Annotated in this window: 13 protein-coding genes and 1 tRNA gene; 7 read left to right on the top strand and 7 right to left on the bottom strand. The window is 34.3% G+C overall.

The annotated features are described in order from the left end of the window. The first annotated feature begins 11 nt into the window (after positions 1–11). From CLU83_RS14940 to CLU83_RS14955, 4 genes are all read left to right on the top strand, one after another. Positions 12–890 (top strand): lysophospholipid acyltransferase family protein, encoded by an 879-nt coding sequence (locus CLU83_RS14940; protein WP_100432348.1) that lies wholly within the window; start codon positions 12–14, stop codon positions 888–890. A 47-nt stretch (positions 891–937) separates the two neighbouring features. Beyond that, a complete protein-coding gene (locus CLU83_RS14945; protein WP_100432349.1) occupies positions 938–1,306 on the top strand; it encodes a DUF2147 domain-containing protein in 369 nt (122 codons plus the stop codon). A gap of 17 nt (positions 1,307–1,323) precedes the next feature. Beyond that, entirely contained in the window at positions 1,324–1,746 is a 423-nt protein-coding gene (locus CLU83_RS14950) for an RteC domain-containing protein (protein WP_232727130.1), read from the top strand. 231 nt (positions 1,747–1,977) lie between these two features. After that, on the top strand, positions 1,978–2,253 hold the full coding sequence (locus CLU83_RS14955) for a DNA-binding protein (RefSeq protein WP_232727132.1): 276 nt from the start codon (positions 1,978–1,980) through the stop codon (positions 2,251–2,253). A 331-nt stretch (positions 2,254–2,584) separates the two neighbouring features. Here CLU83_RS14955 and CLU83_RS14965 read toward each other — a convergent pair whose 3' ends face one another. From CLU83_RS14965 to CLU83_RS14995, 7 genes are all read right to left on the bottom strand, one after another. Next, complete coding sequence (locus CLU83_RS14965) at positions 2,585–3,976, bottom strand: site-specific integrase (RefSeq protein ID WP_100432351.1); 1,392 nt, start codon at positions 3,974–3,976, stop codon at positions 2,585–2,587. Between the two features lie 271 nt (positions 3,977–4,247). After that, positions 4,248–4,334 (bottom strand) — tRNA-Ser (locus tag CLU83_RS14970). A 60-nt stretch (positions 4,335–4,394) separates the two neighbouring features. Then, positions 4,395–5,423, bottom strand: a complete 1,029-nt coding sequence (locus tag CLU83_RS14975; protein ID WP_100433758.1) for an asparaginase — start codon at positions 5,421–5,423, stop codon at positions 4,395–4,397. Continuing rightward, entirely contained in the window at positions 5,413–6,555 is a 1,143-nt protein-coding gene (locus CLU83_RS14980; RefSeq protein WP_100432352.1) for a 1-acyl-sn-glycerol-3-phosphate acyltransferase, read from the bottom strand. The genes CLU83_RS14975 and CLU83_RS14980 overlap by 11 nt, the downstream gene beginning before the upstream one ends. A 63-nt stretch (positions 6,556–6,618) precedes the next feature. After that, positions 6,619–7,398 (bottom strand): TatD family hydrolase, encoded by a 780-nt coding sequence (locus tag CLU83_RS14985; RefSeq protein WP_100432353.1) that lies wholly within the window; start codon positions 7,396–7,398, stop codon positions 6,619–6,621. 187 nt (positions 7,399–7,585) lie between these two features. After that, positions 7,586–8,311 carry a tol-pal system YbgF family protein gene (locus CLU83_RS14990; RefSeq protein WP_100432354.1) on the bottom strand — a complete coding sequence of 242 codons (726 nt, stop codon included), beginning with the start codon at positions 8,309–8,311 and terminating at the stop codon, positions 7,586–7,588. 2 nt (positions 8,312–8,313) lie between these two features. Further along, positions 8,314–8,898, bottom strand: a complete 585-nt coding sequence (locus CLU83_RS14995) for an RNA polymerase sigma factor (RefSeq protein ID WP_100432355.1) — start codon at positions 8,896–8,898, stop codon at positions 8,314–8,316. A gap of 710 nt (positions 8,899–9,608) precedes the next feature. On the opposite strand from CLU83_RS14995, the gene CLU83_RS15000 reads away from it, so the two are divergent. The 3 genes from CLU83_RS15000 (at position 9,609) to CLU83_RS15010 (ending at position 15,372) form a co-directional block, all read left to right on the top strand. After that, a complete protein-coding gene (locus CLU83_RS15000) occupies positions 9,609–10,595 on the top strand; it encodes a hypothetical protein (RefSeq protein WP_100432356.1) in 987 nt (328 codons plus the stop codon). Between the two features lie 122 nt (positions 10,596–10,717). After that, positions 10,718–12,667: a PKD domain-containing protein gene (locus CLU83_RS22735; protein WP_100432357.1), complete on the top strand. Its 1,950-nt coding sequence runs from the start codon at positions 10,718–10,720 to the stop codon at positions 12,665–12,667. A gap of 74 nt (positions 12,668–12,741) precedes the next feature. After that, on the top strand, positions 12,742–15,372 hold the full coding sequence (locus CLU83_RS15010; RefSeq protein ID WP_100432358.1) for a CHAT domain-containing protein: 2,631 nt from the start codon (positions 12,742–12,744) through the stop codon (positions 15,370–15,372). The last annotated feature ends 19 nt before the right edge of the window (positions 15,373–15,391 follow it).

Below are 15,391 nucleotides of genomic sequence, written 5' to 3' on the forward strand. Positions count from 1 at the left end.
AAAATAAAACAATGCTTGCCTTTTTACTATACCCAATTTCACTAATTCCGTTAAGGATTTTATATCTTTTTTCTGATTTATGTGCTTATTTACTTTATTATGTATTTAAGTATCGCCGTAAAGTAGTAACCGAAAACATACATAAATCATTCCCGAATCTAACTGATATTGAAAGAATTAATATTGAGAAAAAATTCTACAATAATTTTTGCGACAATTTTATTGAAACTATAAAATTGCTTTCAATTTCAGAAAAAAAATTACAATCTCACATAACGGCAGACTACTCTGAACTAGAAAGAATACTTGCCCAAAATCAAAATTGCCATATCTATTTAGGACATCAATTCAATTGGGAATGGGCAAATGCACATATTGCATCAGTACTTAAAAAAACAAATGTTGTAGTGGCTTATAAACCTTTAAGAAGTCGTTTAGCAAATGATTTGATGCTGAAAATAAGGAGTCGTTTTGGCTCAAAAATGGTAGCTTCAAAAAATATGAAAAAAGAAATGCTGGCGTTTTTAGATAAACAACATATTTTAATATTGGTTGCAGATCAAAACCCAAAAGTTCCACAAAAAAGTTTTTGGACTTCATTTTTATCCCAAAGAACAGCTTTTTTGAGCGGTACCGAATTAAATACAGCACATTATAAAACCCCAAGCCTTTTTGCAAATATTATCCGTGAAGAAAGAGGACATTATAAATTTGTTTTAGAACCACTTTTTTACTTTTCAGAACCTTATAAAACTGGAATTATAACTAGTGCTTTTACAAAAAAACTGAAAAATGCAATTATGACAAATCCCGAAAATTATCTCTGGAGTCATAAGCGTTGGAAACATACCTACAAAAATGAGTACAAAAAAAGGTGGATTGATTCCTAATTCTACTTTTCAAAGAATCTAAAAAAAATCTATAAATATATTTCAAAATGAAAAAAAATATTTTCTTAATTATTGTATGTCTTTGTACTAATATAAAAGCACAAGGACAAGATAGTTTTTTAGGATTTTGGGCAAATGAAGATACAACACAAATCATTAAAATTTACAAAAGTGAAAAGTCCTATTATGGCAAAATGGTATATCTCAAAAATAAAGACGCGAAAGAGTTTAAATACGAAATTGTACTCATTCAAGTAAAAAAGAAGAACAAAAAACTTTACACCGGAAGATACTATGATAATAGTTTAAATCAAGAGTATGAGGTAAAACTCGAATTAGAAAATGATAAAACAATAAATTTCACTGGATTTTATGGTATTTCAAATATTTTTAGCGTTTGGCATAGGATGCTGTAAATTAAATACATACTAATTTGAACACAAAAACAAACAAATTACTATCGGAATTAAACGAGCAACTAAACTTTATTGATTTAGAGATTGACGACACCATTAAACGATATGCGAAAGCCATAGAAATTACAATCAAATCTGTGCAGAAACTAAAAATTCTATTCATTAAAGAAAACATCAAAAACCAAGAACAGGAAATTGATTTTTTCAAAAATATAAAACCAAAGTTTACTTCAAAATTCATCTTTTACGACATAATCTATAAAATCGAAACCAAAAAACCGTATGGTGGCGAACGGGTTGTGAAAAAATACCTCAATAACGAACTCGACAAACTAAAACGCTATTTCGACAATAATTTAGAATTTTACTTGACCGAACAAGTAAAAAAACACTTCATTGACATTGAGCTTCCCCAAATAGCTTCTAACTTTTTGGGGTAGTGCTTTTTTGTCGATTTTTTCGCCATTAGAAAATCAGAGAAAGTTTTTTTTTAAAAGAATCGGTTTATTATCTCTTCATTCATACTGCAAAAGCAAAAATTCTTTAATATATTAATTTCCTACGCATGAACTTTTAGTGCCTAAAAGCGACCCAAAGCGCCACTTTTAAGCAACGAAAAAGATTGCACCATAGCTTAGCTCACAACTTAACAATTAAAAATGAGAGGTGCGATGATGAACGACAATATAAATAAAGATGATTTAAGGCAATTTGGTCTATTGCTTGTAGACCAGTTCAAACAAATTATAAAGAACAACCAGAATAAAGACGATGACCACCTAAATCCAGAATGGATTAAAAGCCGTGTTGTCAAGAAACTGATGGATATGTCAGCAGCATCGTTACAGAATCTCCGGATTACGGGAAAAGTGCGCTTCAAAAAAGTTTTAGGATCTTACTATTACAACAAATCAGATTTAATAAATCTGTTCAACGATACAAAATAATATGAAACCGAAAAAGGTTTTAAAGTCCCTTTCAATTTTGGAAGCGGACCACAAACTTAATGTTTGGCACTTTGCGCTCTTAAGTGCAATTCTTTGTCTCGCTTATAAGCAAGGACAGACTAGGATCATTAAAGTGAGTCGTAGCAAGATAATGTCACTATCACATATTAGCACAATCCCAACCTATCATAAATACTTTAAGGAGTTGCAGCAAATGGGCTATATTAATTACAGACCATCCTATCATCCAGGATATCGAAGCGAAGTGGAAATAACAATAAAGCCTCACGATTTATCTTAAGTGTTCCTTGGTAATATTAAAATGCTTTTATCATACATTAAAAACCTTACGTAACTTTACCATCTGTAAATCTATATCCAGAAGTTCTTCAGCATTATGTACAATACTCTGCGCACTATCAGCAGTAGCAAATTGCTGCTTCAATTCTTGAATTTCCCTTTCCATTCTTTCGAGAACAGAAAGCCCCTCACCTCGGGTAATAATTTTTTCCCTATCCAATCTATTCTTTAATACTTGCATCTCCCTACCAATTGTCACTTGTTCTGTTAATGCGTATTCCTCAGTCTGCTTAACAGATTGATGACCAAGCATTTCTTTTACTACATGAATCGGCACACCATTGTTCAGCGTAACTGTACTGCCAAAAGTACGTCTCGCTTTATGTGTGTTCAATGTGAAATTGAAACCGCATAAATCACCGATTTCCTTCAAGTAGGCATTCATCTTCTGATTTGACAAAACAGGCAAGACAGTACCACGTTTCAGGCATAAAGGATGTTTTTTGTATTTCTCCATAATTTCAACAGCTTTTGGGAGCAATGGAATATTAGTTTCGGAATCCGTTTTCTGCCTCGCGGACATAATCCATTGTCCCCCATCAATACCGATTTTAATATTTGCCAGCTTCAGTTGGAAAACATCTATATAAGCTAATCCCGTATAACATTGGAAAATAAAAACATCTCTAACTACTTCGAGTCTCTCTATGGCAAAATCGCGATCCTCCAATATAAAAAGCTCTTCTGCCGTCATAGGTTTTTTATTCGTTTTGGTCTTTTTACCCTTGAACAGCTTAAAAGGATCAGTTGTAATAATCTCTTTAGCGATGGCTCTGAGCACAATTTTCTTAAAATTAGATATATACTTTAAAGAAGTGTTATTGCTGCATCCTTGTACTGTTTTAAGGTAAAACTCGTAATCTTTTATAAATTCATAATTCAGCTCCCTGAATTCAAGATCATCTACGTTATATTTAAACCTTATAAAATCACTAACATGAGATTTGGCTGTTACATAACGCTCAAGCGTGCCTGGAGCATACTCTTTCGGTACCAACGCTTTTACTTCATCATTATGGTTTTGAAACTCTTCTAAAACTTTTGCTTTTGAAGCTACCTTCCCTTTAACGTAATCAATGAGTTTTTGCGCAGTGATCGTTTGGTCATTGTAAAGCAAATCTGTTTTTCTTTTTTTTACTTTCAATTCCAGCGAATTCAAAAATTCATTTAATACTCTAGAATCTTCCTTACTTCCGGTAGCTCTTTCCAATTTCTGATCCCACCGGCTCACATTCCAAGTGTACTTCGTAGATGTTTCTTTAGGAATCCCATCAACTGTAATTCTTAAATAAATAGATCTGACATTAGTTTTTTTTCGCGGACTCTTCAAAAAGAAAGTTAATCCAAAACTGTTCTCTAACATAATTCAACATTTTAAGTTAATAAAGGTCGAACTATAGTTCTTTAAAATCAAGTCGTTAAAGCAATTTACATGTTGTAAATCAGTTAGTTACAACGATTTTGTGGCACACTTTTTTTCCCAGCCCGTTGCGCCACGAATGTGCCACAAAAAATAGGAGCATTTTTGAAAATTATGAAGGTACAGGGTATAAAAAAAGAAAACCTGCAAGTTAATAACTTGCAGGTTTTTAGTACTTTAAGACACTTTAAGCAAAAAACATCACTTGTTTTTGCAGAGAGAAAGGGATTCGAACCCTCGATACAGTTACCCATATACTAGCTTTCCAGGCTAGCTCCTTCAACCACTCGGACACCTCTCTATTTATTAAGGAGTGCAAAGAACACTAAAAAAAATGACTTTCGAAAATAAAAAATCAATATTATTGCATTTCTCCTCTTAACGAAGTTTCGAAAACATTTTTGAAGTCTTTTTGCGGTATATTTTGTCCTAATAAATACATTAATTTGGTAACGGCGGCTTCAGTTGTAATATCTTTTCCCGAAATAATTCCCAACTTTTTCATTGTGGTGCTTGTTTCATAATGTCCCATACTCACGCTTCCAATAGAACATTGCGTAACATTGACAATGAATAATCCTCTATTAACAGCATTTTGCAAAAGCGACAAAAACCATTCTTCTGTCGGCGCATTTCCTGCTCCATAGGTTTCCAGCACAATCCCTTTCAAACTTTCAATGTTTAAAATCGCTGACAGTACCGTCTCGCTGATTCCCGGAAACATTTTGATGATGGCTACATTATTATCCAAATGTGTATGGACTTTTAACGAACCTCCTTCGTTTGCAGGTAAAAACAATTCCGAATTTATTTTTAAATGCACACCTGATTCGACCAAGAAAGGATAATTAGGAGAAATAAACGCTCTGAAATGTTCGGCATTTATCTTAGTCGTTCTATTGCCACGGTATAATTTGTATTCGAAATAAAGACAAACCTCTTTGATTAACGGTTTTTCATTTTCCTGCAAAGAAGCGATCTGAATCGCCGTAATTAAATTTTCTTTGGCATCAGTCCGTAAATCACCAATAGGAAGTTGTGAACCCGTAAAAATGACAGGTTTGGAAAGATTTTCGAGCATAAAACTCAATGCCGAAGCCGAATACGACATCGTATCCGAACCGTGAAGCACCACAAAACCATCAAAATCGTCGTAATGGCTCTCGATAGTCTGGGCAATTTCGGCCCAATGTTCAGGATTCATATTCGATGAATCTATTGGATTTTCAAAAGAAAATGTATCTATATCACAATCCAATAATTTTAATTCGGGAATATTATGAAGAAGCTTACTGAAGTTGAAAGCCTTAAGAGCTCCCGTTTCTAAATCCTTGCTCATACCAATGGTTCCTCCGGTATAAATCAAAAGAATCTTTGGCTTAGAGTGCAAGTGCATCAACATATTTTAATTTATTAACAACTGGATTAGCATACATATCCAAAAATCCTTGTTTGGCAACTGGATGTTCATGATCGATTCTCATTTCCAATCGTCTCTCAAATAGTAATTTTTCGTTTTCAGTATATAAATGAGAAAATCGGTTCGAGCAGTTCAAAATATCATAAGCAATAAAATTGGTCGTCCATAATTTGTAATTGGATAAAATAGAATCATCAATTACTTGTGCCAATGCTTGTACTTGCTTGTTAGTAGTGTCTATATTTTTGATAATGTCATCGATTTCAGTATCGAGCACGCCACCTATATGGATGTGAATTCTTTTCTTTTGCCCAATAATTCCGCTCAATAAAGTCTTGAAGTCTTCATTTTTCTCTTTGATATAAATCTCATTATTTGCTTCGGCCAACAGTTGTGGCATTTTCAAAGCATCTGTAGGATCATACTCATAGGAAATAGAAACAGGCACAATTTTAATCTTCTTAAAATAGTCCATAATATTAGGCTCGTCAGATCCCATGGCTATCATTTTCAAAACTCCTGGATTGGTTTCATCATTTCCGTCTTTGGTTCTTCCCTCGCGTTGCGCAATCCAAACCGAACGATTTTCATGCAACAGCAGCTGCGCCATATATTCGGACAACAGTTTAGAACTAACCAATAATTCTCTTGGTGACAATCCGCGCTGCACCAAAAAATTTCTATTTAATTTTGATAATGTTTTTAAAAACGATTTTTTGACCAAATTATCACCAATGGCTGATGAAGTCATGTCCAAACCATGCTCAAATAAACAAGCATTCAGCAATGATGTATCCAAAACAATATCTCTATGATTGGACACAAACAGATAAGCTGTATTTTTTTCCAGTTTCTCAAAACCCGAAGTAGTTAACCCCTCCGAACTTTTTTCCAAAACCTGCTGCACTCCATGATAAATAAAGTTGCATTGAAAATCACGAATAGAGTGTGTTTTACGAAGCTGTTCTTTCCAAATTTCATCTTCTACTCCTGGAAAACAAAAGTTCATCAAAGCCTTCATCATCGGATGATCAATTACTTTTATTATTCCTTCGTTTATTTCGGAATCATAAAAAGACCGGATCGCATCAAATTTATTCATTTTTGTTTTCAATTTAGTTGGACAAAAGAACAAAAAAAATATTAAAGTTACAGAATATCTACATTAAATACCGAATATTTCAATCGAATTATTGGTTGTTACAGCTGCAATCTCATTTGTAGAAACATCATATATTTGAGCTAATTTATCGGCAATATTTATCAAATAGCTGCTCTCATTACGTTTGCCTCGATAAGGAATCGGAGCCAAATAAGGAGAATCGGTCTCCAAAACGATATGCTTTAAATCGATTTTATTTAAAAACTGATCTATTTTACCGTTTTTAAAAGTAACTACACCTCCTATTCCTAACTTCATATTATAAGATATCGCCTGCAAAGCCTGTTCGCAGGTTCCAGAAAAGCAGTGAAAAATTCCAAATAATTCAGGTGATTTCTCTTCTTCCAGAATTTCAAATATTTCATCAAAAGCTTCCCTGCAATGAATCACTATTGGAAGTTTATACTGTTTGGCTAACTGAATTTGTTTTCTAAAAGCGTTTTGCTGTTCTGCTAAGTGCGTTTTATCCCAATACAAATCAATGCCTATTTCACCAATAGCCACAAACTTTCTTTTGGCTAACTCATTTTCGACATGCTGCAGTTCCTCCAGATAATTATCCTTTACGTAAGTAGGATGCAAACCCATCATCAGGAACACATTATTGGGATAATCGCGTTCCAAATCGTACATACTTTGTGTGCATGACGAATCTATTGCAGGGACAAAAAAGCGAGTAACGCCATTATCCATGGCACGTTGCATCATTTCGCTTCTGTCCAAATCAAACTCTTCTGAATATAAATGGGTGTGGGTATCGGTAAGTATCGTTTTTGTTTCCAAGTGTAAAATTTAATGCTGCAAAATTACTCGAAAAAACGGGTATTTGCAAAAAAGGAAATACAGAAGCTATTTCGCAAAGATTCACAAAGAAAAAAAAGATTCGCAAAGACTTTAATATCTCTACGAATCTTTAAAATAATCTATCTCTGCGAATCTTCGTGTACCCTTTTCGAATCTTCGCGAAACTCTAATCCAGCTCTTCCAGCAAAGCATCAACCTGATCATTGCCTTCGTAATCTTCAGGAATAGTTAACAGCAGTTCTTTACACGATTTATAGTCTTTTTGTTTTAATTTACTCAAAGCTAAACTCCAAACCGCCTTATTTTTATAAATAGAATTTCCAGCTTTCAAAGTATTAAAAACTGCTTCAGCCTCCGGTAATTTATTGCCTTCAAGTAAAGAAAGCCCGTAAAAATACTGAATCTCGGCACTTTTATCCGTTTTCAAAATAGTTTCAAAAAGCGGAATCGCCGTTTTATATTGTTTTGCATTAAAAGCATCCTGAGCCAATTTCAAATTAGCAGCCACTTCTCCTCTCTCCGTAAAAAAAGCAGTTTCGGGCTGATTGTAATCCTCAAACAATGGATCTGAATTTTGATTCAAAAAAAACAGCCCAACCAAAACCGCCACCGAAGCCACAACTCCATAATGCCAAGGTTTGAAAACAATCACTTTTGGTTTGGAGTTTTTAAAATGATCTTTAGAAATCCCTTTCAAATTTTTCTTGAACATTTTTAATTCATTGGCTTGCCTAAATTTATTTTCCAAATGAAGATGCAGTTCCTTATACGTTTCAAAGGCCATAGCTAATTCAGGCTGATCCTTTAACTGCTGCTCAAAAGCCAATGTATCGGCAGTGGACATCTCGCCTTGAATATATTCGTCAAATTCCAAAAAATGATCTTCGTTCATGGCTAGGTATTTTTTATAGATTTAAAGCGGTTCGTTTCTTGAATCCACTGCGTCAATTGACCAATGCAAAGCGATTTTTTCTTGCGGGCATAACCATAGGTTACTGCCAGTTTTTCGGCCACTTGTTCCATCGATGGGAGCGTAAAACTTAGTTGCAGTAATTCTTGGCATTTCTCACCGAGTTTTTGAAACATCACATCATACAGTTGCTGTTTCTCGTCAAAATGTTCGGTCTGCAAAACCATCTCATCAGCAGATTCATGTATAGATGTCAATTCTTCTTTAATTGTTACCCCTTTATTCGAATGTTTTTTCAGTTCATTAAGCCATTTCCTTTTGCAAAGCAAAAAAAAGTATGCATCAAAGGGACATGTCAATCGAAGCTGTCCTGTTTTCGCCTGATTAAAAAGCAAAATCAGCACTTCCTGAATCACATCCTGAGCCTTATCGGCATCGCCCGAATTGTTCTTTATATAATGAATAACCTTTGGCACAAACTTTTTATAAATAACATGAATAACCGCCGAATCATTATTCGCCAATCCTTCAATATACATTTGGTCGGGATGCACAGTCGCTGAAACCATAAAAAACTTTTTACCGAAAATACTAAAAAAGATCGAAAAACACCCATATCACCTTTTATGAATTCCAACAATTATCTGGGCGTAACCCCATTATGAAAAGAGGCCTGCTCAGCTTTGCGGGTATTCGGCCTCTTTCCATAATGCGGTCGGGCTATCCGTTCCGCAGCGGCGGATTACTCCTATCCCTTACGCACATCACATAAAACGAACTATTTAGCATTTAAAAAACAACTTCAATTGCAAAAATCATATTGATTCCTATTTCCTGCAAGGAATCTCAAACAACAAAATCAAATAAAAAAATATTAAAACAAGGGTAACAATTCTAAAACCAAATGGATATAATGCTATAAATCGATAATTAAGAACTTTTTAAGACTTTTAGATTATGGAAAACATTAAAAAAATTGGAGTCAGTTTCTTAAGCAAACTTTGGGCATTAATTACCCGATAAAAAAAAATTAAAATTAATAGGGTAACAAATCAAAACTAAAGTTGATATAAGAATGAAATTAGAAATTAAAAAAATCCAATTCCAGCTCCCTCTACTCTGAAGAGGGTTGGAGTGAGAAAAAAAAAGAAATTTCAAAAACAAGGGTAACAATATCAAACCTTAATTGATATACAACAAAAGAAACAATAATTAACAACCAGAATCAAAAAACAAACTCTTGAACATTTCAAGACTGATTCAAAAAAAATTAGAAATCATGAACAGAAATTTAAAATCAATCGCATTTTTATTTTTAGCCACAATGGCAATGGTGAGCTGTACAAACGATGAAACTCCAAATACAGACATCCCAAACGTTCCAGCAACTGCCACCGAATTCAAAGCCATCAGAACCGAAGCGCTAACCAAACTAAAACAAACCTTCACAATTACCGAAGCTTCTGGTACAGTGACACTAACTTCAGCCAAAGGTGTAAAACTCATGATCAACAGGGATTATCTCAGAAAAAACGGAAATCCGGTTACTGGAACCATCAATATCGAATATATAGAATTGTTCGACAAAGGGCACATGCTTGTGGCAAACAAGCCTACAATGGGATTAACAACAGACGGAAAGAAAAATTTATTAATCTCGGGCGGAGAATTTTATATCAAAGCTACACAAGACGGCGTTGCTCTAGAATCGACAGCCAATATGACCCTTCTTGTCCCAGCAAGCTTAACCGATGGATTAAAAACAGGAATGCAGCTTTGGATAGGCAATGTTGAAGATCCTGAAAACTTAGTTTGGAGAAATGTAGCCGATCCTGGAACTGCAGGAGGAAAAGGCGGTGTTCAAGGAGAAGGGAATAATTACTATGTTTCTTTTGGAAACTTTGGATGGACAAACGTAGATAAATTCTATAGTGACCCAAGACCAAAAACAACCATTCTTGCTGATGCTCCCGAAGGTTATGACAACACCAACAGCGCTATTTATTTATCTTATGACGGTGAAGGTCAAAACGCCCTTGCTAAGTTGGATACTTATACCGCAGCAGGCTTATTCAGCGAACATTACGGTCAAATTCCGATTGGTCTAGCTTGTCACGTAATTTTTGCCACCGAGGAAAACGGACAATGGAAATATGCCATCAAAGCCGTTACTACAACTGCAAATGCTGTTTATACCTTCACATTGGCAGAAACGACTGTAGGCACCGAAGCGCAATTAATAGCAGCAATCAATGCCATTCAATAAGTTATAAATCCAAATTAATAAGAAAAAGTGGTGATTTGCTCACCGCTTTTTTTTACTTTTAAAAATTATTTGAATTTCAAAAAATCCAAAAAAACTATATTGACCGACCAAAATAACCAAATATGAACAAATCGCTATTCGTTTTTTTTCTAATTGCAGCTTTCCCGGTTTACGCGCAAGTAAAAGTAAAAGACACTATTACCAGAAGAGCCAATATTGGATACGATCAAAAAGGAAATTTAGTTAGTTTCAAACCCGAAACACCGCCATTGATTCCTATCGCAGGCGCGCCAAAACCGAGTTATTCTTATTTATGGGAATTGGGCGATGGTCATTACAGTAAAGAAGCCGAGCCGAAACATGTTTACAAAAACAAAGGAACATATACCGCCAGACTTACCGTAACCAATAATTACGACAATGGAAAACCTCCGGCTACCCGACCTAAAAAAGTTGTAATTAACGATATTGAAGACCCCAATTACAAAAATATTGCCTCTATTGTCAATCAAAATGGATTATCTATTCAAAAAAATTGCGACCCCATTCCCGAGCAGGAAATGCAGGTGATTGTGAGTTATGAAAACATGGAAAACTATGTAACCAACGGAAAACTCTATCTTTTTTACAACGAAAAACAATTCAAAAACAACAATTTCGATTTACAGGAAGTGCGTCCTTATGCCGGTGAAAGAACCGTAAAAGAAAACAACATCGTTTCAGCCGACGATATTGATAACTCAAATCGTTATTTGGCATCTGCCGAGACTTTGGCTTTTGCCAAAAAATATAAAGAAACCACTAGCGAAACCGATTTGGATTCGACTTTGTTAGCAGCCAAAAACAGCTATAAAGATGTCGCCATTTTAGAAATAGACGATCACAACCCCGGAGAGACCCGAAATGTTTTTTACACTTTCAAAACCACTCCCGAAATGATTAAAGACACTAGTGCCACCATAACCATGCGTTCTATTTATGTCCCAAACCGAAGTTTTAAAAACCATAAAATAAAAAACCTGGAAATGGAAATCGTCACTTCCCACGATCCAAACAAAATGGGCTCTAACGGAAGTTTCATGAATTACAGATTCGTGCGCTACAAAAGGGTCAAATTCAAAACCAGCTTTCAAAACAACGGTGAAGGACCTGCCCGAAAAATTCAGCTTGAAACTGATATTCCAGATATGTTTGACAAAAGCACCTTGAAAATTGAAAGCATGTATCCCGAATGCCCCATTTGTCCAAAAGGCGAAGCTCCAACAGTAAGCTGTCTCGATACCATTGTGAGAAACACGCAGATATTTTTTGTATTTAGAAACATCTATTTACCAGGAAGCAATCAAAAAAACGTGAAAGAAATTGACAGCACCAAAGGCTTTGTAAAATACTCCATGAAATTCAATGAGGATTTTCACAAAATAAAAACCAAAAGCAGAACTGCAATTATATTTGACAAAAACGAACCTATTATCACCAATTATGCCACCACCCGATTCACTCCTGGCATATCCATTGGAGCCAAAGCCGGCTATAACATATACTCAAACTTAGACAATTCCAAAAGCTATTTTGTTGGAGCTACAATCTCTCCTTTTAAATCCTACCGCTATTACATGCAGGCCGAATTTTTAAACAGTGTCACTTCCTATGACGGCGCTACAACTCTCACCCAAAAAATCAATCAAGATACAGGAGCAGTACAATTAAACCGCATCACCACATCTATTGAAAACAAAAACATTAATTGGGAAATCCCGGTATTGTTTCGATATAATATTTCAACGTATTTTGGTGTGGGCGCAGGTGTTCAAATCAATATGAATGTTTCCGAAAAGCAAACTCAACACATAGAAACCAAAGTATATGAAGGAACATCAGATAAATTATTATTACGTACAGATTACTCAACCGTTACCACCACAAACTCATTTCCAGAATTAAAATCAGGACTATTATTTGATTTTACAGCCGGGTTTGCAAGAATTGGCCCCACTTTTGGAGCGCGTTATGTGCTTAACTTTGACAATAATTTCAATTATTATCAGTTATATGCTCTCTGGAAATTTTAGAATTTTGACACCAGAAAACAAAGTTTCATTAGCTAAATATTTAATTTTTTAAAATATCAGACAATCGAAATGTTATGATAAAAAAAAGTATACTGCTTTGCCTTTTTACAGCTCTGAGCCTTTATGGGCAAAAACAGCTCCAAGAAGACATAACTTATGATGCCATCGATTATTTTGTAGCCAATCCGTCATTGGAAGGCATTAAAAACCTCAATACTGTTGAAACACTTTTTTGGAAAAGCCAAGACAAAAAAACAAAAGAAGGACTGCTGTCTATTGTCGTTCTCAACTGCAATAAAGGGTATTTTGAGAATAAATTCGGAAAAACAAATCAAGCCATTGGCAGTTACGAAAAAGCGTGGAAAACATATCAAGCCTATCAGCTCACCGATTATGATATAATTGAATATTGTCTGAAACCGCTTGGGAATTTATACACCATAATAGGAGATTATAATAATGCCGAAAACATCATTAAACACTATTATTTTATTGCGAATAAGCAAAATAATGAATCGCAGAAAATCGCTGCAATTCTTAATTTATCAAATGTGTATCAAAACTCAGGCAGAATTAATGAAGCAATCGATTTAATTAAAAAGACAATCCATACCGAAAAAATAACCACAACTCAAAAAGGGCTTTTATTAAATAATTTAGGCGCAAATTACCTTTTGAGATCGATAAATGAAGATTCATATAATGCTGAAGTGGCTTTTTTAAAAGCAATTCCATTATTAAAAAAAGACAAAACACAAGCGGAACCTTTATTTAACACCTATATCAATCTGTATAGGATTAAAATTAACATCCAAAAAAATGAAGCTTTAAATTATTTTGCAGAAGCCAAAACTATTTTTAAAAAATTACCAGATCAGGAACCTAGAAAAAAAGCCCAATTTTATTTGGAAGAAGCTTCTCTATTGCTAAAACAGAATAATTTAACCAAAGCTCAGACAGTTCTCCAAACCATTTTCAAAACATTAATTTCCAGTTACTCCAGAGAAAAAGACATACTGCCAAAAGAAAATTCTCTTTATGCCGAAACCGTTTTACTCGATGCTCTAGACCTCCAAGCTGATTTGTTTACAGCACAAAAACAGCCCGAGAAAGCATTAAAAAGCTATGATCTTGCTTTTTGTATCGAAAAATTATTTCAAACACTCATCGTGTATGAAAATTCTAAAATCATTACCCAAATTAAAAACAGAAAACGCATCGAAAAATGCATCCTCATTTACCAGTCATTATTTGAAAAAGATGCAAATTCAGTTTATATAGAAAAAGCTTTTCAATTAGTAGAACATACCAAATCGTGTGTTTTAAAAAATGAGATTTACAGAAACCGAACTGCTTCAAAAAAGGAAAAACAAAAAATAGAAGAATTGCGATTTTGGAACAATGAAATCCTGAAAGAACAGCAAAAAGGGGAATTGGCCAATATTAACAAAATAAACGAAGACATAAAAGAGCAGAACCAGACAATGCTTATACTAAAAGAATACCAACCAGTCCGAGCAAAACAAAATGAAACAACTATTAATATCAAGGCATTATATTCTAAACTGGAATCAGATAATTCCATTATGGTCGAGTATTTTTGGGGTTCGGAAACGGTGTATGTATTCACGATACAAAACAATCAAATTTCCCTGCAATCCTTTTGTACGGGACAAATGTGCGGCGATCCAATACCAAATTATATAAGCCTTTTTTATAACCCAGACAGTATCGTAAACGACATTGGCTTATACCAAAAAAAAGCTCATTTAGCTTACAAAAACCTGTTGTTACCTGCCAAATCAAGCTATCAAAACCTCATCATCATTCCTGATGGAATTTTAAATTTCCTGCCGTTTGAAGCCTTGATTACCAAAGAATCCAATACGGCAAATTTTGAAAAAATGCATTATTTACTGCATGATTTCAATATTGCATACAACAATTCGGCTAGTTTTTATTTGGATGCAAAACCGTTTTGCCCAAAAGAAAAAACCGTTTTGGGTATTTTCCCTGTTTTTGAAAAAACAAATTACACACTCACTTATTCTAAAAAAGAACTGCAGTCCATCAGAGACAGCTTTAAAGGACGCTTTTTTGAAAACAATAATGCAACTTTTCAAAATTTTAAAAATAACGCTGCTAATTATTCTATATTACATTTATCAACTCATGCAGATGCCGGCGATATTGAAACACCTGCCAGCATTAAATTTTATGACCGGGAAGTCTTGTATTCCGAATTATATCATCTGAATATCAATCCGAATCTGGTCGTTTTGAGTGCCTGTGAAACGGGGATTGGCAAACTCTTCAAATCCGAAGGAGCAATGAGTATTGCGAGAGGTTTTCAGTTTGCAGGAGCGCAGAATTTATTATTCTCTCTATGGAAAGTAAATGATTATACCACCTCTATATTTATGGGTGACTTCTATAAAAATATTAAAAAAAACAATTCCTATTTTGAAGCTAATCATCAGGCTAAACTTGATTTTTTGAATAACAAAAACATTTCAAATGCTAAAAAATCACCCTATTATTGGGCTTCATTTGTATATTATGGCGATATCGAAAACAAAGATAAAAACAACTACTTACTGCTAGGGATTATCATTGCAGCCATACTTATTGGAGGTTTTGTATTATTCAAACTTATTACAAGACGCATTCAAAAAGAAAAAACAACATTTAAAAAGGAAAAATAACGTTAGGAATGCTATTTTT

This window comes from Flavobacterium sp. 1 (genome assembly GCF_002797935.1).
GTDB lineage: Bacteria > Bacteroidota > Bacteroidia > Flavobacteriales > Flavobacteriaceae > Flavobacterium.